The 19,346-nt window shown below is 31.2% G+C and carries 18 protein-coding genes; 4 read left to right on the top strand and 14 right to left on the bottom strand.

Annotation, left to right across the window (positions count from 1 at the left end):
• Positions 1-22: 22 nt before the first annotated feature.
• The 3 genes from Z054_RS0104320 to Z054_RS0104310 are packed head-to-tail and all read right to left on the bottom strand — an operon-like array spanning position 23 to position 3,697.
• Entirely contained in the window at positions 23-1,921 is a 1,899-nt protein-coding gene (locus tag Z054_RS0104320; RefSeq protein ID WP_152538464.1) for a M61 family metallopeptidase, read from the bottom strand.
• Positions 1,922-1,923: 2 nt separating this feature from the next.
• The gene (locus Z054_RS0104315; protein ID WP_024768864.1) at positions 1,924-2,730 is read right to left on the bottom strand and encodes a Cof-type HAD-IIB family hydrolase; all 807 of its coding nucleotides are present in this window, start codon (positions 2,728-2,730) and stop codon (positions 1,924-1,926) included.
• Between the two features lie 40 nt (positions 2,731-2,770).
• Positions 2,771-3,697: an alpha/beta hydrolase gene (locus Z054_RS0104310; protein ID WP_024768863.1), complete on the bottom strand. Its 927-nt coding sequence runs from the start codon at positions 3,695-3,697 to the stop codon at positions 2,771-2,773.
• 259 nt (positions 3,698-3,956) lie between these two features.
• On the opposite strand from Z054_RS0104310, the gene Z054_RS0104305 reads away from it, so the two are divergent.
• Complete coding sequence (locus Z054_RS0104305) at positions 3,957-4,739, top strand: S1/P1 nuclease (protein WP_024768862.1); 783 nt, start codon at positions 3,957-3,959, stop codon at positions 4,737-4,739.
• A gap of 8 nt (positions 4,740-4,747) precedes the next feature.
• On the opposite strand, the gene Z054_RS0104300 is transcribed toward Z054_RS0104305, so the two are convergent.
• Positions 4,748-5,605, bottom strand: coding sequence for a helix-turn-helix domain-containing protein (locus Z054_RS0104300; protein WP_024768861.1), 858 nt, complete (start codon positions 5,603-5,605; stop codon positions 4,748-4,750).
• 208 nt (positions 5,606-5,813) lie between these two features.
• On the opposite strand from Z054_RS0104300, the gene Z054_RS0104295 reads away from it, so the two are divergent.
• Positions 5,814-6,230, top strand: coding sequence for a MauE/DoxX family redox-associated membrane protein (locus tag Z054_RS0104295; RefSeq protein ID WP_024768860.1), 417 nt, complete (start codon positions 5,814-5,816; stop codon positions 6,228-6,230).
• 136 nt (positions 6,231-6,366) lie between these two features.
• Here Z054_RS0104295 and Z054_RS0104290 read toward each other — a convergent pair whose 3' ends face one another.
• Both Z054_RS0104290 and Z054_RS0104285 read right to left on the bottom strand, forming a co-directional pair.
• Positions 6,367-6,714, bottom strand: a complete 348-nt coding sequence (locus tag Z054_RS0104290; RefSeq protein WP_024768859.1) for a DoxX family protein — start codon at positions 6,712-6,714, stop codon at positions 6,367-6,369.
• A complete protein-coding gene (locus Z054_RS0104285; RefSeq protein ID WP_024768858.1) occupies positions 6,714-7,175 on the bottom strand; it encodes a hypothetical protein in 462 nt (153 codons plus the stop codon). The genes Z054_RS0104290 and Z054_RS0104285 overlap by 1 nt, the downstream gene beginning before the upstream one ends.
• Positions 7,176-7,374: 199 nt before the next feature.
• Between Z054_RS0104285 and Z054_RS0104280 the strand changes: the two genes are divergently transcribed.
• On the top strand, positions 7,375-8,433 hold the full coding sequence (locus Z054_RS0104280; protein ID WP_024768857.1) for a M12 family metallopeptidase: 1,059 nt from the start codon (positions 7,375-7,377) through the stop codon (positions 8,431-8,433).
• An 81-nt stretch (positions 8,434-8,514) separates the two neighbouring features.
• Here the strand turns inward: Z054_RS0104280 and Z054_RS0104275 are convergent, their stop codons facing one another.
• Positions 8,515-9,369 (bottom strand): DUF6503 family protein, encoded by an 855-nt coding sequence (locus Z054_RS0104275; RefSeq protein WP_024768856.1) that lies wholly within the window; start codon positions 9,367-9,369, stop codon positions 8,515-8,517.
• Positions 9,370-9,472: 103 nt separating this feature from the next.
• Positions 9,473-11,122, bottom strand: a complete 1,650-nt coding sequence (locus tag Z054_RS0104270; RefSeq protein WP_035090628.1) for a serine hydrolase — start codon at positions 11,120-11,122, stop codon at positions 9,473-9,475.
• 168 nt (positions 11,123-11,290) lie between these two features.
• Between Z054_RS0104270 and Z054_RS0104265 the strand changes: the two genes are divergently transcribed.
• Positions 11,291-13,603: a S9 family peptidase gene (locus tag Z054_RS0104265; protein ID WP_084050095.1), complete on the top strand. Its 2,313-nt coding sequence runs from the start codon at positions 11,291-11,293 to the stop codon at positions 13,601-13,603.
• Between the two features lie 57 nt (positions 13,604-13,660).
• On the opposite strand, the gene Z054_RS0104260 is transcribed toward Z054_RS0104265, so the two are convergent.
• The 6 genes from Z054_RS0104260 to Z054_RS32620 all read right to left on the bottom strand — a co-directional run bounded on the left by Z054_RS0104260 (position 13,661) and on the right by Z054_RS32620 (position 19,226).
• A complete protein-coding gene (locus Z054_RS0104260; protein ID WP_024768853.1) occupies positions 13,661-14,266 on the bottom strand; it encodes a MarR family winged helix-turn-helix transcriptional regulator in 606 nt (201 codons plus the stop codon).
• A 72-nt stretch (positions 14,267-14,338) separates the two neighbouring features.
• Complete coding sequence (locus Z054_RS0104255; protein ID WP_024768852.1) at positions 14,339-14,602, bottom strand: DUF2024 family protein; 264 nt, start codon at positions 14,600-14,602, stop codon at positions 14,339-14,341.
• Positions 14,603-14,609: 7 nt separating this feature from the next.
• Positions 14,610-15,335: a LexA family transcriptional regulator gene (locus Z054_RS0104250; RefSeq protein ID WP_024768851.1), complete on the bottom strand. Its 726-nt coding sequence runs from the start codon at positions 15,333-15,335 to the stop codon at positions 14,610-14,612.
• A gap of 108 nt (positions 15,336-15,443) precedes the next feature.
• Positions 15,444-15,677 carry a thioredoxin gene (locus Z054_RS0104245; RefSeq protein WP_024768850.1) on the bottom strand — a complete coding sequence of 78 codons (234 nt, stop codon included), beginning with the start codon at positions 15,675-15,677 and terminating at the stop codon, positions 15,444-15,446.
• A gap of 157 nt (positions 15,678-15,834) precedes the next feature.
• On the bottom strand, positions 15,835-18,153 hold the full coding sequence (locus Z054_RS0104240) for an outer membrane beta-barrel family protein (RefSeq protein ID WP_024768849.1): 2,319 nt from the start codon (positions 18,151-18,153) through the stop codon (positions 15,835-15,837).
• A gap of 83 nt (positions 18,154-18,236) precedes the next feature.
• The gene (locus Z054_RS32620) at positions 18,237-19,226 is read right to left on the bottom strand and encodes a response regulator transcription factor (RefSeq protein WP_024768848.1); all 990 of its coding nucleotides are present in this window, start codon (positions 19,224-19,226) and stop codon (positions 18,237-18,239) included.
• Positions 19,227-19,346 lie beyond the last annotated feature (120 nt).

Genomic DNA, 19,346 nt, shown 5'->3' with positions numbered 1-19,346 from the left:
AATGATATTAAAATAGAAGTTTCTAGTCATTAATCCATTTTTTTAATAACATCTTTTGTTGTTCTGAAATCTTTGGATCTTGTTCTAAAATTATTTTCTCTATAGTAGGCTTGGTTACATTGGATTTGAGCGTCATAATCTCGTTATTACGCTTAATTCTAAATGTAATTTCATCTCCTATTTTCCATTTATTAGAATCACCAAACAGATCATATATATTATTAAGATTATATTCTTTTTTGTTAATACTTAGTAAAACATCTCCTTCTAAAATTCCAAGTTCTTTTAGAAAGCTATTAAATGGGATGTCTGATGTAAAAATAACTTCTTTGGTAGCTTCAGAACCTGTTACAAAAGGGTCTTGTTTAAAAATAAAATAAGAAGAAGGCGCATTCTTTATTCCATAAAGTACTCCGGCTTTATTAAGGTAAAATTCATAATCAATAGGAGTGTTGTTCATAACATGTGTTTGTAAAAATGCACTCACCTCTGGATATGAATCTTCTTCTATTGCATTAATAAGTTCTTTATCATCAAAAGGGACATCAATACCATATCGAACCGATAAGTTTTTGATAAGATCAAGTAATCCATAAACTCCGTCACTTTTTTCGCGCATTATAATATCCAGACACATAGAGATTAATGCTCCTTTTTCATAAACATTTCTGTAGCTATTACGATAAGGATCAACCAAAATGTTTTTACTCATAGTTGTAAAAGCTATAGAATCATCAAACGAGGAAGAGGCTTCAATCTTACCAACGATTCGTTCAAAAAATTCATCTTTAGTGATAAGTCCTTGTGTAATTTGAAATAGCATTGAGAAATACTCTGTAGTACCTTCGTATAACCACAAATGCTCAGACATTTTTGGACTGTTATAATCAAAATTGTGAATTTCTTTAGAATGGATGGTTAGTGGTGTTACAATATGAAAAAACTCATGAGAAACAACATCGATAAGTGCTTCATTAAGTTTTTCATGAGATAGTGATTCTGGCAATACCACTACCGTAGAGGTATTATGCTCTAAGGCTCCAAAACCATGTGCGTCATCCGATTTTGCAGAAGAAAGGTAAAGTAATATGCTATATTTTTTTGTAGAATTAATATCACCCAGAAAATCCTTTTGCGCTCTAATCATGCGTTCCATCTGAGGCATTATTCTTGCTGCTTTGTGAGTTTTGTTTTTAGAATAAACACTTAGAAGTACTTCTATGTCATTGACTTTAAAGCTTGCTTTATCCGGACTAGAGTACATAATTGGATTATCTACTACATCGGCATATCTTTTAAATGAAAAGTAATCGATATCGTTTTTAGAAGTATTTGTTGCGTTGTCAAAAAGTATTTCCTCGATAGAAGCCGAAGCTTCCAGAAAAGAAGGATGTTTAATAAATAATTTGTATTTATTTTCTTCCATCCCACCAAAATAACCTACAAACGCGTATAGATTTAGAATGTAATTTTTATCTTTTATAATATTAGACCCTGTTGGGGAGAAAACATCGTGAGAACTTTCAGAATCAAAAGTGTCATTTACCCAATATGTAATTTTATCTAATTGTTTGGCATTGGTTATTTTCCAACGATTGTCACCATCTTTTTGAACATAAATAGAATTACCCTCGTGATCAAATGCTTTAAGATCATCAATATATTTTCCAAAGTTGTTATTTTGATAAGTACCAGGTACAATTTTTGGTAAGTAGTAACTTATTGTATCCAGGCTTAAGTTATCGATTTGGATTTCTACCTTAACTTTATCATCTGTTACATTAACAAGATCAATAGAAGCGCGTATAGTAGATACGTTTTTAGATGTAACCGGTTGTTGTGTGGTTTTGCAACCAGTAGCTAGATTAAATATAGCAAATGCAAATACTAGGTTTTTTATGGTATGAATCGTTCTTTGCACAGTTATAAAATGTTTTTTTGAATATACGTTGCTACTCCGTTTTCTTTTCCTGAAAGCGTAATAACATTTGCTACTTGTAACGTTTCTGGTTTTGCATTTGCTACAGCTACACCAGTTCCTACTGCTTGGAGCATTGCAATATCATTATAATTATCTCCAAATGCAACTGCTTCAGAAATTGGAATTTTAAAATAAGAGTCAAGCAGAATTTCTATAGCTGTTAACTTTGAAATACTTTTATGGGCAATCTCTATATATGTTGGTTTAGAACGGTATAAATGAAGAGTGTCTTTGAAACTATCTTCTAAAAAAGCATAAGCTTGATCTATATAGGATTCTTCACCCATACACATAATCTTATGGGCTCCTTTGTTATCGGCTTTCCATTCTTGTATCACATGTTGAGTTGGTTTTACCACCGGATTTACTTTGGTGTTACTTGCTTCTCGATTTGCCCAAAAATCCATCTCGGGAACAAACCAATCATTATTGTGATATAAACTTATATGAAATTTTTGATCTTTATTAAAATTATTTAATTCTTCTATAATATCAGGAGGTATAAAAGTAGAATGAACAGGTTTTTGATCTATCAAAATTAACCCTCCATTATAACATATCATAGGTTGGTCTTTTATATCTAACTCTTCCTGCAAATGATTCATAGCATCTGGCATTCTGGAAGATATTAAAACTACAGGTATAGTGTTCTTAACTCTTCTAATTTCTGAAATCGTAAGTTCAGAAAGCTCTCTTTCAGAATTTAACAGCGTTCCATCAATATCAGAGAATATAATGCGATGTGGCATTAGGTGTTTTGGATTAGGGTTATATAATTTTTTAAATAAACTATTGATTCACAAAGTTAGTAATCCCGGTCAGAACTTCTGGCATTATTTTTCTATGGGGTTCATTATATGATTTGTGATTTTCTAGTCGACCTCCTTTAATTTCTTTTAAAATATGATTCATATCCATAACAAATAGATATTCGGCTTGTGGTATAATCTCTTTAAATTTTTCTGCTTGTACCAATTCTACCTGGATATCTTTATCACCGTAAATTATAAGAACTGGCATTTCTAATTTTAAAATTTCCTCAGAAGGGTTATATTTTACCCAGGAACTCATAAATGGTTGTAAATTATATCTAAAAATAGATTCTAGTGCTGGATCATAATCGGTAGCTCTACCATTTTCTTTTAATTGTTTAAAAGCAACAGAAGCACTTTTATCCAAACCAGGAGCTTGCTTCGCAATTTGTTCTATAATTACCCGATCTATTGATACGGCATTTCCTGTAATAGAAATAAAACCATCTGCTCTCCCTTTGGCAGCAATCATACCAACTAGAGAACCTTGACCATGACCAGCAATAATGACTTTTTTGTATTTTTCGTTTTTATTGAAATAATCTATTATTGATATCGCATCTTCAATATAGTGATCTAAAGAAATTTCATGTTCCTTAATCCCTAAACCATCCATCTTAAAAAGCCTTTTGTCATAACGATAGGTTGCAATACCTTCTTTTGCAAGTTCGTAGGATAGCTGCTTAAAAGTATCATTTTTAGACATTCTATCATTGCCATCTCTATTAATCGCTCCTGCATCCATTATAAAAATAACTAAAGGAACATTATCTTCAGAATAAGGCGTTACCAGAGAACCCTCTATATATCTATTGATTTTAACCACTGCAGAGTTAAATTCTTTTTTTTGAGCAAAATTTAATGCAGAAATCAAGATCATAAATAAATAAAGTTTACTCTTCATAGTAGCGTAGGGTTTTTTTGTATAGCAAATAAAAAATGAATAATAATCAAATTGATATTGGCTAAATGTTTAATATGAATTGAATTGTGTTTGATAAGTAAACACTACATACATAAACAGCTAAAACGACAAATCTGAAAGCATATTTTGATTTGAGACAATTACTATTTGTTATTTTTAATATTATTTATGCGCAATTAATCATTTTTAACGAATCACTAACATACCCTTTTTTATCTTTGCTTCAAAATATATATAAATGAAACTTCAATATAAATTGCTACTTGTTTTATTCATAATTTCTTTATCTGGATTTTCTGCAGATTATGATTGGGGAAAAACGGGACATAGAGCTACAGGTCAGATCGCAGATTCATATCTAACTAAGAAAGCAAAGCGTAATATAGCAAAACTTCTTAACGGTCAGAGTCTTGCCTTGATTTCAACATTTGCTGATGAAATTAAAAGTGACGAAAAATATAGAAGTTATAGCCCTTGGCATTATGTTAATTTTCCATTTGATAAGAAATATGGAGAAGAAAAACCTAGTGAATATGGTGACTTGGTAAAAGGAATAAATACATGTGTATCGGTATTAAAAGATGAAAAATCATCTAAAGAAGATATTATATTTCATCTTAAAATGCTAGTGCATTTTGTTGGTGATTTACATCAACCACTTCATGTAGGAAGGGGAGAGGATAAAGGAGGAAATGATATCCAAGTACGTTGGTTTAGAGATGGATCTAATTTGCATAGAGTTTGGGATAGTGATATGATAGATTATTATGGGATGAGTTATACAGAGTTATCTATAAACAAGACAAATTTATCTAATGATGAGGTTAAAACGATTCAAAACGGTGGTGTAGTAGACTGGATACACGAATCTCAAAAGCTTGCACAACAGGTTTATGGATCAGCAAATGTAGGTGAAAAACTTGGCTATAAATATATGTATGATTATTTTCCTATAGTACGCTCTCAATTGCAAAAAGGAGGAATACGACTGGCCAAAATATTAAATGAAATTTTTGGATAATACTACTATTAACTAATAGAAATCTCGTTACGGTATTGTTTGGGAGACATCGAAAAATGCTTTTTAAAAGTTTTGGTGAGGTGACTCTCATCTGTATATCCCAATTGATATGCAATTTCTGCAATAGTAAATTCGGTGTGTTGTAAGCGATACTCTACCAATTTCATTTTGTACTTTGTAACGTACTGATGTATAGATTCTCCCGTTTTTCTCTTAAAATATGTGCTAATTGAACTCTGAGACATATTAAATTTATTTGCCAAAAAATTAATCTTGGTCAGATCATTGTCATAAACATGTTGTCTAATATGACTCAAGATCGAATCTATTTTATTGTGAGAAACAAGCATCTTTTTTTGATGTGAATTATATTTTTCAGAGATATTACGAACTATTATACTTAGGATAGTACTTATCGCATTAGAAATGATTTCTTGATAATATACTTTCTCATTTTTAAATTCTTCTAAGACAACATTATGAATATCCCAAATAATACTTCGATCTTCTTCATGAGAAATTACATCTCCTGGTATAATATTGGGTTGGTGTAATAATTGCTCAATACGTTGTAGCCAATATTTCCTGTCAGGAAGATTGACTTTACTAGAAAATAAAAGTTCTGTGAACTTGAAATAAGTAAAATTAGTGCGTTTTTCAATTTCGAAGTGATGAGTATCTTCTGGTGCAAGTAAAAAGATATTGTTTTCTTTATAAGGAAAACGTATATCATTAATGGTGTGATACCCATTTCCTTTTTCAATAAAAATTATTTCAAAATAATTATGATTATGAGGTTCCGCTTCCCATTCATCAATAGCATATTGATGTACTACAAAAGTCTCATTCAAGGTATAACGGTTCATAAACAATTCTTTAACATTTTAAAGTTACAAAAATAAAATCAATAAAACAGGAATTCTTTTGCACAAGTATTTTTGGTTAAATACATTTGATTGTGTTGATAATTAATCGATTACATCGATTTTTATACAAGTTATATACAAAATTATACAAGAATCAGAATCATGGTAAGATTTAAATTTGCCGCTCAAAATTACACACAAATCTATCATGAAAATTAGAATTTATTTATATCATCTCACTAGAGTGGTATTTGGAGTATTGCTGGTGTTGAGCGGTACTTATAATGTAATTAGGTATTCTGAGTTTTTAGAAAGGCTAGATATATATTTTGGTAATGTTACAGTATTTAATATAGCATTTATAGAAACCCTTGCTCCATTAGTACCTTTTGAGGAATTTGTAATAGGAATGTTCTTGATTTTAGGGATTTTCATCAGAAAAGCTTTAATCACTGTCATCATACTATTTACTTTTTTCACTTTGTTTTTAGTTGATGCAGATTGCCTACTTTTTGCATTTGCTCATCTTGTTTTTTGTGGTATTGCTATAGTACTATTAAAGAAAGATAATTATGACATGAACTCTATAAACTATGATGAAGATTCATACCAAGTCATATCATAAGATATAAAAAATAGCTGCCTCTTTGCAGAGAGGTTTTTTTCATAAGTTAATTTTGTTTGATGTTAAAAGCGCCCTTACAGTAATGTAAGGGTTTTTTTGATGAAGTATAGATAACATTTTGAAGTGAACAAAAAAATTAAAGGTAAAGATATGTCCAATAGATCAAACCGAATTGGAGTAATAATCTAGTAACTAAAACAAATTTCGGAAAATTTAAACTAGCTTTTTCATGTACAAGCATATGTATATGAACCGGGAAAAATAGAATAAGCATAAAAATTATACTCCATGCAGAAAATGTTCTGGTTGGGGTAAATAACAGACCAAGACTTACAAAAATTTCTGCAATACCGCTTAAATATACCAATAGCTTATGGTAAGGAATATACAATGGCATTATTCTCATGAATGCCTTAGGACGGATTAGATGAAAAACTCCTGCAATACCAAAAATGAATGATAAAATATATAAATGCCAACTCATTAAATCTCAGTAGTTTTCTCTTTTCCAGCTTTGCTTAGTGCATGATTTTTGTTGCCACCCATCATTCTAATAAAACTTATCTTTCTAAAACGAAGAGCATTCCAATCGGTATTAATAGAAACTTGATTTACGACCTCGAGGTTATAATCTCCAAGAACTCCCCAACCGTAATCTCTATTAATTTCTGAAGTATATTTTTTAGAACTTTTTTTGGGGTATGCAAACCAAAGTATTGCATCTCCTACTAGTTTTGGATATACGGTTTCTATACGATTTTCTATTTGCTTCTTTTCGGTAACAAATATAACGGCAAAATCAACTTCTGATACCTGAATCAAGGATTCTTTAACATTTACACCTTTAAGGCAATCAAGGTCTTCACAAAACCCTTCGGGTTCATTAAGAATCAATATCTCATCTAGTGAGAACGGTAATTGTAATTTTTTGAAGAGTGGTGTCATGAGAATAAATTTTAGAACAAAACTTGTGTCTTTTAAAGATACAAAAAAAACCTGTCATTTTATATGTAAGATGTTTTGGAAGTTGATAAACATCAGTTCTTTATGTAGATTTAATTACTTATAATTATTATTTATTACAGAACAATAAAAACGAGAAAATCATAGTTAAACTTATAACACAAACTTAAAAATATTAATTATGAAAACAGTTTTTAAGAGCACCTTACTAGGTGCTTTAGCATTCGCTGCGTGCACAACTTTCACGTCATGCGAGAATGATCAGGACAATTCTCACGAACAATTAGAAAACCAGACAACAGTCGAAAAAAGACTCTTACAGGAACAAGCTTATCCTGGTCAAAAAGGAGAAGTCGTCACTATTCAACTCAATGGGCAATCTGTTGAAGTCGAAAAAATTAATGGTGAATTTATTATGGGGGGTGATATGCATGTTATTCCTGATGATATGATATCATCAAAAAATGGTAAAAGTACAGGGCGTACCGGGAGTAGGTGGCCAAACAATACAGTGTATTATGAAATACAAAGTAGTTTACCAAATCAAGCAAGGGTAACTAATGCGATTGCGCATTGGGAAGCAAATACCAGTCTTAAATTTGTAAAAAGAACAAACCAGACTGCTTATATCTATTTTAGAACAGGTGGTGGTTGTTCATCTTCTGTAGGTCGCACAGGAAGAAGACAAAATATCAATCTGGCAAATGGATGCTCTACAGGGAATACAATTCATGAAATAGGTCATGCTGTTGGGTTATGGCATGAGCAAAGCAGAAAAGACAGAGATCAGTATATCACAATCAATTTTCAGAATATACAAGCTAATAGAGACTTCAATTTTAAGACGTATTCTCAACAAGGATATGATGGTGATGAGTATACTAATTCGTTAGATTTTAATTCGATCATGTTATACGGTTCTTATGCTTTTTCTGCAAATGGGCAACCTACTATTGTGAAAAAAAATGGATCTACATATAATGCACAAAGGAATGGGCTTTCTAGCGGAGATATCGCTGGAATAAAAACGATGTACCCTGGTGGTGGCGGAAATGATATTTGTGATGGAGTGGCTCCTTGGTCTAGTTCGCAAAATTACCAGGTAGGAGATCGTGTAACATATAGAGGATATTTGTATGAAAGAACTTCTAGTAGTTGGACTCGAATAGGACAATGTAGTTCATCAAAATCATCAAGTACTCAAGATGTGCCACATCTTAATGATGTAGCAAAAAATTAAACTGCATTTTTATAAAAGAGTAGTATAAAAGTAAATTCCTCCAGAACTTGTTCTGGAGGAATTTTTAATATTCAAGCTATATTAAAACTTTATCTCTTTAGCATTATCGGGAGTCTCAAAAATAGAACCTTCGTCTTCTAGAAAAGTAATATCTGTAATAATCGCTTCTCCCAATTCATTGGTTATTCCTTTTTCTTCGGTCCAACCATAAAACTTCCACTTAGTAGCAAATGGGATTCCTTCTACAGTTTTAAAATCCTGATATTGTATAATATGTGGATCATCTTCTGCCTTAGTAATATCGCCTTTGCTTCCAAATGTAACAATATAGACCGTCGCTTGTAAGGTGTGGTCTTTGGGATCTGTATAAATAATATACCAATCATCGGGTGAATCACCAATATTTTTTTCAAAAGTAAGCCTAGCTGTTTGATATTCTACTTCGTTTAAAGCTCTCATATTTTCAAGCTCTAATTTGCTGCCAGGATCATTTAGCTTATATGGCATTCCGAAGAAATAAGTCCAGGTAAAGATATCGAAACGAGCTCCTTTATCGTTTGCATCTTCTGGATACAAAAAAACTTTTTCGCCAGTATAGATCAATTTACTCTCGTCTTTTTTGTCGATTCTAATTTTTGTTGAATTGGTTAACATGGTAATTTTACCATCCAGACGTAATTTACCGCCAAAGGAAATAGCAATGCTAAAGCTTACTGCTTTATGTTTTAGGAAGTCAGCTTTTTTATGCGCTTTCTCAATGTTTTTAATATGATGATCCATAATGGATACAGCACCATCCCCCATACCACCACCTGGTTCTACTGGAATCTTTTCAGTTTTGTTATCTGTAGCATCTGTAGTTTGATTTTCTTGCTTTTTATTGTTGCCACAGCTTGAAATGATAATAGCCATAATAAAAATCCATAGGTTTTTCATAAATAATAATTTGTGTTACAAGTATTAAAATTACTAAAACCAATACTTCAAAAAACAGTTTTTATGAAAAATGTAACAGAAGATATGCTAACTTTATATAAAACTAATCCATACGTTTGGCAGGAGTTTTTTTGCCTCCTTGTTCAAGGACAGCTCTAACAACCTTATTATTTTCTTTTATAAACTCCAGAGAAGCAGAGAATTCTTTTACAAAAAATACAGTTTCGCTTTCTGGGTATATTTTAAAGCTTTTTTGACCCGTTGCTTGTGAAATTAGCTGTCCGTTTTCTAAAGATATTGCAAGGTTAAATCCTTCTTTAATCTGGTAAACACCTACATATTGGCTAAGTATGTTTTCTGATACAGTAATTGCCTTTTTGTCTGCAGGGATAGGTGCGTTTGTTTTGAAACCTTTAGATTCTTTAGCTCTGTTTTTAAAAATAGCTTCTGGTTTTTTACCATCTGTATTAAACAAGATTTCAGAAAAACTATCCTCAAAGAAAAATGTGTTTTCTGTTTTAGGAAAAATTTTAAACTTTTTACCAGCATCTCTTTGACTGTATAATTGACCATCCTTTAAGCTAATACTTCTTACCGCACCATCTTCGAATTCATATACACCAGTTAATTTTTTTAATGCTGAGGCAGAAACATCTGCTATTTTCTCTTTACCATATGGTTTGTCTATTGCTATTGCCGCAATACGAATTGTAATATCTGTAGGACTATTGCAGTTGCAGTTGGTTAATATTGCTGCATGCACATCTTCTTCGGGAATATAAATCTGATAAGATGTATATCCAAAGATTCCTCCACCATGTTCAATTGTGGGTATTCCTTTGATCTCGTTCACACTCCATCCATATCCATAATAAGTAGGTTTTCCGTTGTTTAGAGTTGTGTTCTGAAATGCTTTTTTAATTGTCTCTGCTTTAACCAAGACATTGGTGTTAACTGCATTTTGCCATTTATGTAGATCTTCTACGGTACTCATCAATGAACCAGCGGCATAGGGTAATGTCATGCTTAGGTATGCAGAATTAACATATCCTTCTCGAGTTTGATATCCCGAAGCTCTGTTTTTGATTACCTCTCTTTTACTGCCGTAATATGAATTATTCATCGCTAAAGGAGTAAAAATATTTTGCTCTACAAAATCTTCATAAGATTGCCCCGAAATTTTTTCGATTATAAAACCCAGGATAATATATCCAGAGTTATTATATAGCCATTTCTCACCAGGATCAAAATCCATAGGTTCGTTTTTAAAATAATTAATCAACTCGGTAGGAGTCATATCTTTTGCAGCTATCTCTGATAAATTCATAGAGGTATAGCTCTTAATCCCCGAAGTATGATTTAAGAGGTGATGTATTGTTATTTTTTTTCCATGTGTAGGATAGTCTGGGATGAATTTGGTAATTTCATCTTGGATGGTAAGCTTACCCTGTTCCATAAGCATTAGGATAGCAACAGAAGTAAACTGTTTTGTGATAGAACCTATTTCGAAAACGTTATTGGGTTTCATAGGAACTTGGAGTTCTATATTAGCAAGCCCAAAAGCTTTATGGTAAATGATTTTTCCCTGTTTGGCTACCAAAACAGTAGCTCCTGGTCCATCTGGTTTATATCTTTCTTGTAGAAGAGTATCAAATTTTTCTTCGAGACTTTGTGAAAAAGAAGTTAGTGGTATAGCAATGCATAATAGTAGTAACAAAAATATAATCCCTGGTCTATGTTTTGTAGTTATCATAATACTTGTTTTGATTGATTTATCCATATGACGCTCTAATACATTAATGGTTACAGAAAAAATGAATAACTACTTGACTAATTTATGATGAATGATGTAACAAAAAGTAGAATTAGGTTACTTACTATTTACAAACACTCTTAATTAATCAATAAAATCTAACACATAATGAAAACAAAATCATTAAAAGTATGGACCACCTTTATCGTGTTACTGTGCATGTCTTTTACTCAGTCGTATGGACAAGAAGTTACAGGAACTTGGAAAGGGAAATTATCGGTTCAGGGGGCAGAAATTCCTTTAGCATTTCATATAGAAAAAACGAATGAGGCATTAGCAGCAACAATGGATAGCCCATCTCAAGGAGCAACAGGAATCCCTATGGATACAGCACTTTTTGAAAACAATCAATTAACTTTAGCATTAAAACAAGCAGGAGTTAAATATGTAGCAACTGTCGATGCAAAAAAACTTACAGGAACTTTTTATCAAGGCGGAATGGAACTACCACTAGAAATGGAAAAATCAGAAAAAACTATACCAGGTAACCCAGAATTGGTTACTACAGATTCTGCTCTTGTAGAATTAAGTAATTTGGATAAAGGGGATTATAAATATTCAGTTGAAGATTATTTTGCCAAACCTAAAGCCAGAACTTTTCGCTTTTCTCCCAACGGGAAATATCTTTCTTATAGAGAAAAAGATGATAATAAAAAGAATCATGTATATGTAAAAGAAATTGCCACAAACAAAGTTACTCGTGTTATTGAAGAAAAAGAAGAATTGATTCGAGGGTATGGTTGGGCAAATAATAACCGTTTGGTTTATGTAATGGATAAAGGAGGAAATGAAGATTATCATCTCTTTGCTGCAAATATTGATGGATCAGATCAAAAAGAATTAACTCCTTTTGAAGGTGTTCAGGTAAATATTCTTGAAGGTTTAAAAGAAGATGAAGATCATATGATCATTTCTATGAACAAGAATAACAAACAAATTTTTGAGCCTTATAAAATCAATATAGTTACTGGTGAGATTAAACAATTATTCAAAAATGAAGATGCCGCAAATCCAATTGCAGGATATAGTTTTGATAAAGATGGTAACCTTAAAGGATATGCCAAAATAAGAGATGGAGTAAACTTTGATTTATATTATGCCAAGGAAGAAGGAAAATATGAAATCATTAAACAGTTAAATTGGAAAGATACATTTTCTATTCTGAGATTTGATTATGCTACAGATAATCCTCATGATGCATATGTGGTTTCTAATCTGAAATCTGATAAATCTCAAATTTATTTATACGATCTTAAGGCAGATAAAGTGATTAAGAAAATTTTCTCGAACGATGAATATGATGTGTCTAGCCTTTCGGTGTCAAAAAAAAGAGGGTATGAGTTAGACTACTTTTCTTATGAGGGAGAAAAGAGTATAATTGTACCCGTCAGTGATTATTATAAGAAATTACACGCAAAAATTACAACGAAGTTTCCAGATCATCAATACTCTATTGCAGATAAAACGGATGAAGAAGATAAATATTTAATTTTCTTACAAAGTGATAAATTATATGGAGTATATTATTCTTACGACACCAAGACTGGCGAATTTAAGTTGTTATACAACTTAATGCCACAGTTGAAGGAAAAAGATATGGCCGAAATGCGTCCAATTACTTTTACAAGTAGAGATGGCTTAACTATAAATGGATATATCACTTTACCAAAAGAAGCATTACAAGGAAAGAAAGTTCCATTGATTGTAAATCCACATGGCGGACCACAAGGTATTCGTGATTCATGGGGATTTAATCCAGAAGCTCAATTGTTTGCTAGTAGAGGATATGCAACTTTGCAAGTGAATTTTAGAATATCTGGGGGTTACGGAAGAGAGTTCTTAGAGTCAGGATTTAAAGAAATTGGAAGAAAAGCCATGGACGATGTAGAGGATGGATTAAAGTATGTAATCGATCAAGGTTGGGTAAATAAAGATAAAGTAGCTATCTATGGAGGGAGTCATGGCGGATATGCTGTGTTGAGAGGACTAACTAAAACTCCTGATTTGTATACTTGTGGTGTAGATTACGTTGGAGTTTCTAATTTGTTTACTTTTATGAAAACCATTCCTCCTTATTGGAAACCTTATTTAAAGATCATAAAAGAAATATGGTATGATGAAGATGTGGCCGAAGAAAAAGCTATCATGGAAGAAGTGTCTCCTGTATATCAAATAGATAAAATTAAAAAACCACTATTTGTAGTGCAAGGAGCAAATGACCCCAGAGTAAATATAGATGAATCAGATCAGATCGTTAAAGCTTTAAGAGATAAGGGGTTTGATGTACCTTATATGGTAAAATATGATGAAGGTCATGGTTTTGGTAAAGAAGAAAACTCTATAGAGATGTATAAAGCTATGATGGGATTTTATGCAAAACATTTAAATAATAAAAAAACAACAAAACCTGTAAAAGGATAAATTAGATTCTCTAATTGTACATAAAAACCTCCTGAAACTTGATTTAGGAGGTTTTTTTTATGGTTTTTCTTCAAAGTCAGCGCAATCTAATCTAATATCTACATCTTTAAGCTCTGTTTGTATAAAATTACAATAATGATTGTTTTTATTTTTTTTATAGAACTTACAAGCATAACAAGTTCTTTGTACAGATAATATTCCTGATCTGTTTAGTTGGTAAATTAAGATGTTTATGGTCTTTAACAAAGACTCTTGTTCCTCTGTATTAAAACTTAAAAGTTGTTTTTTAATGGGGTCTGCAAAATTTTCAGCCTCAGAGACATTTTTTTGACCTTTTGGAGTTAAGCTTATATAATAACTTCTATTATCTGTCGAAGTCTTATTTTTGAAGATGATTTCTTTTTTTTCTAATGCTTTAACAGCATCACTAATCGTAGGTTTAGTTACATTAAATTCTTTTGCAAGATGGCTAACTGTACATAAATCTTCTTTATGATATGCTATAAAAATTATAATCTGTATCTGTATAGGACTTAAACCTACAGTTTTTGCATGTTCCCATAACAAAGTTCTAAAGACCTCAGAAATACGCTCCAGGCCAATTACAATTTTGCTATTGATATCTTTATGTTGAAATGATATGTCAAAAATGCTCTTGCTCATATAAAATGCTTAAGAGAAAGTACCACCTTCTCTTAAGCAAAGTTAGTAATCCTAATTATTTATTTGTCGTTTTTAGCAATTTTCCATTTCGATAATCGAATATCCTTTGGTTTCGATATCATTACTCATTTCTAGAGTCGCTTGTTCGATATGACAGAGTTTACATTCATTAGTGGTAATTTTCTCTGTTTTAAAAGGTTTAGTTTCTAGATAGTTTTCTCCGAATTTAAACACAATATTCTGATCTGTTATAGAATCGGGGACGAGTATGTCAAAATGCATTATGACCCCATCATCTCGTTGTACGTAAGTATCCCAAACGGCTATTTTTGTCATTATAATATTATTTTAATTGTACAGTATATGGAAGAGATAAATCGTTGCTTAAAACACTATATACCTTATAAACACCAAGCATAGGTTTATCTTTTATTTCGGTATTTACCTGCATATAGGCAGAAACAGCATCGAACTTAAAATCGGTTTTGTTGTTTATTCTATAATCTGGTATTACTACTTTAATGCTGGTCTTATTGGTAATGACCTGAAATCCTGGAGAATCCATATACATTGGCATTCCTGGATTAGTGGGAGGTAATTTTACAGATGTATCTGTTTTTTTGAATTGCTTTACAGATAATCCACCATCAACCCGGTCATCTTTATGAAGAACTACCCAATGTGGATGCCATATAATTCCGTCGTTATCATAGATAAAATCATTGTTCTCATCCCATAGTGGGGTATCATCAAAGTCGGGGTGAGACGTTAAAGCCAATGCTACAATACCCTGAGTATCATTAAACCCTACATCGGTTGGTTTTAGAGTAGTAGGAAAAACATAACCCAATACAGGAGCGCCATGTAATTGTCCTGCTGGAACCGGAGTTGTTTTTCCTGCGTTTCCTTTGACATTAATTTCCCAAATGGTACTATTAATATCGGTATTATGTATAACAGAAGCTTTTACTATCTGTAAATCATCATTATTATATTTTTTACATTCATCGCAGGCAGTTAGAGTACTGCTAAGTACCATGAATACTATAGTTATAATTGTGTTTTTCATCTTTTTGTGTTGTATTGTTAGTTAAAATGAGCCAATAATTATCAATAATTGACTCATTTTAGAGTTGATCTAAGTAATTAGGAATCCTAACTATTCAGATTAAAAAAATTACCCTTTTACATCTGCCATAGAAGCCCCAAAGTTGATATGTAGCACATTCCCATTAGATGTTAGTAGCGCAGGAACAGATTGAACTCCTGCCGTTTCGGCATTCTTGATTTGAGAACGATCTTCTCCTAAATGAACAATCTCTACATTGTCTGATCCGATTAGATTAACAATATCATGTTCTGCACTAATGCATACTGGGCATCCAGCATGATAAAAAATTGATTTACTCATTTGTATATATTTTAAGGTTATGCAAAATTGCAATGCAAATATAGTAAGGAATCCTAACTAAAAAAAGATTTTTACTGTTTTTATACAAAAAAAGTGGTTTATTCATGTATCTACACTATAAAAGTTGTACGATAACGAATAAGAAATCAGTGATTTATTACCGTATTCGATCCAGGTTATCATCTACATCTTTATTTTTGAAGGATAGCTTTTTGACTTTACCGAAAGCGTATTTGATAGAAAATGAAATTTCGTTTCCATCTACATAAAAAGTATTCTGAACATCAATATTATTAGAAGTATACTTGTCTTTATAAGTCATGTTCTTAAAAATGTCATTAAAATTTACAGCAATTTGTAAATTTTTAAAATATGTTTTTGAAAAGGAAGCACTCATAATAAAAAGCGCATTTCTTTTAAAAACACCTTGGTTTCGTTCGGTGAATCCCCAAAAATTTAGTCCAAGAGTAGTTTTTGAGGCAAGTTTAAATTCATTATTTGAATAATAATAGAGATATGGTTTACTTTCTCTAATAACTGCTGTTGGATTTTTAATTCTATTGTGAACTACTGTTAGTGAATTTGTAGTATTCCAAAACCTATAAGTAGCAGTGTTAGTAAATCGGATTTGATATCCGGATTCCTTTTCAAAGTTTTGAGGAGAAGATATAACTCTGTTTTCAATACTATCATATGCTACGTTATAAAAAACGGGATCATTTTCCTCATAATAGCTGATGTTACAAGTGTATTTTTTGTATTGAAGAGTAGTTGATATTTCTTCAATTGTAGTAGATTTTAAGTTAACATTTCTTGAAAATTCTACAAATGGATTGATAAATGTACTAATAGAACTGGCATTAAGATAATTAGGTCGATTTATAATTGTACCATAATTTAAAGCAATACTTTTGGTACTATCTATGGGGATATTTATCCTTATTTTAGGAAAAAGACGTGTTTGTTTTCTATCTACTAATAGTTCACTGGCATTTCTAAAACCACCTTTTATAATATTTGTTTCGGATCTTATGCCAGTAGAATATTCTATTTTGTTTAGATTTCCTGATAGCTGTACATAAGATGCATAAATAGATTCTCGGTAATCGTATTTTGAAACCTTTTTGTCTATAGGATTTATGAATTCGAAATCTGAAAATGCAAGACCATTGGCATTAGAAAGACTACCACCAACTTCTAATTTTATATGATCATTAAAGTTTTTGTCAATGTCAATTTTACTGGCAAAGACACTAATTTCGTATTTCTGATTTCTGTTTTGTGATAATTCTAACCCGGTTTCATTTATATTATTAAAAATATGACTTTTAAGGTGTCTGATATAATTTGAATACTGAAGCCCAAAAAACAAATTCGAGGTACGAGTGATTTTTTTATTGAAATTTATATTACTACTTAAAAAATTTCTATTCTCATCATTTTGTCCTTCACTGATAATATGGTCTTCTTTAAATTGATCTTGCAGAAGTGTATTTGTTTTGATTGGAAACTTGTCAGTTTGAGCTCTCAGATTTACTTGTCCCGAGATATAATCATTTTTGTCGAGTTGATAAAAGAAACCACCTCCAGTGATAAATTGTGGCCTGGGACCGGTTGCTCTTACTTGATATTGAGATTTAATACCTTGATCTAAAACGTTAAGTCTGGAGTCTACACCTTCCCATGGACCAAGTTGATTGTAATTAAAATTACCTCGTAATTCTAATTTATTGTTTTTATAGTTTGAGTGTATTCCTAAATAATTATTAAATCGCTTTTTAAAAGAAATAATTTCTGATAATTGAATCTTGTAACCATCTACAGAATTATGTTTTCTAGTGATTAGGATGAGGCTTCTTCCTTCTGCTTCATATTTTGCAGATGGATTATCGATAAGTTCTATATCTTTTATGTTTTCTACAGATAACGATTTAAGTTGATCTAAGTCAGCCTTTTGGTTATCTATATAAATTAGAGGAGCCCCTCTTCCTACAACAGAAATAGATTCTCGATTGGGGCTGATTTGAATTCCTGGAAGCTTAGATAATATATCTACTGTTGATGGTAATGACTCTAAAACAGAGTTTTCAATATTTATTTTCAAATTACCATTTCCCACTATTATATTGTTTTTAATAGTTTTAACGGTTACTTCGTCTAATATAACTGTGTTTTCTTTGAGTTCAATAGTAATGGTTTTGTTACTGTCTAGTAGAATTACTTCTGATTTTTCTGTATATCCTATCGCAATTATAGATAAAGTATATTCATTAGCTTTTAATCTGTCAAAAATAAATTTCCCATTTTTTATAAAAGTATATTTTACAAGATTTGAATTTTTGTCATAAAGAATGACATCTCCAGCTTCTACCGGGGTATTATTTTGATCTAAAACGGCTCCGGATAATGAATATTCTGATTGCCCATATCCAATATAAGAGAGTAACAGGAATGAGAAATATATAATTCGCTTCATTGTTTTTTGAAACAAATAACTATTGAAATCGAGAAAAAGAGTAATTATACCAAGCTGAATAAGGTGCTAGTACCGGTATGATTTTATTTTTTGAGTAATAAATCTTGTCTACTAGAGATGTTTAACTTACTGTAAATATTGGTGATATGTGTTTTTACGGTACTTAAGCTGATAAATAATTCATTTGCAATTTCTTTATTACTTTTTCCTGATATGATAAGGTTTTTTACCGCTTTTTCTTGCTTACTTAAAGGAATAGGAGCGAGGACTTTTATGGTTCTTCTAGATTTTAGAATAAACCCGATTAATAAAATAATAACCAAAGAAGCTGCACCATTAACCCATAAACTTACTTTGTATTTATGATTAACGATTTCTTGAGTAATAAAGTTGAGCTTATTTTCAAGATAAGCATAGGTAGAGGGGTCAAGTTCGCTGGATTTCAATTCTTCTAGAAAGCTCAGGTAATATTCAGGATTGGCTTTAGCATCTTTTTCTAATAGATTCTGGTCATCTAGTTTTTTAATACCAATAAGTTTCACCAAAAGTATCTGCAGAGAATCTTTTACATACCCTTTGGTCTCTATGAGGTATTGTTTAGGATCAAAATCATCGGTTAGATTTTCATATTTAGCTTCAAATTTTTTTAATTTTTGCCATTCTAAATCTGCTGTATTATTTGTGGTATACTCCCCAAACATTCTTTCTCCTTTAGTAAAGTGAACAGTATCTTTTTTAGATAGTATAAATAGTTGAAAATTCTTTATTTTGTTTGAAATTTTATTTTTCTCTTCGCCAGATATAGGGTTAAGTTGCACCTTATAAATATGATCTTTTGAAGTAAATAAATTTTTATTAAAAGCAAAGAAACCATCCTCTGTTAAGAGAGTCGATGCAATGGCTGTTGTATTATAGGTATTCGTGTTTTCTTCGAGTTGAATTTGACTTAAATAAACTTTTTGCTCCCATTTTTCTGGATCTTCAATATGCACATATCCCGAAACACCATCTTGACTATGTATGGTTGCATAAAAAAATAGTAAAATGATTAAAATGTAATTTTTAGTTCTCATTTTTTGATGCTATAAACATGAAACCGCTGCTATACTTTTATATATCACAAAGGTAATAAAATATAAACTGCTTAAAATCTGAAAAAAAATGAAGAATCGACGTTAAAGCTCATTGATGCA

The sequence above is a fragment of the Aquimarina macrocephali JAMB N27 genome (genome assembly GCF_000520995.1).
Classification (GTDB): Bacteria; Bacteroidota; Bacteroidia; order Flavobacteriales; family Flavobacteriaceae; genus Aquimarina; species Aquimarina macrocephali.
Note: the sequence above shows the minus strand (reverse complement) of the source record. Positions and strands in the feature narration are given on the sequence as shown.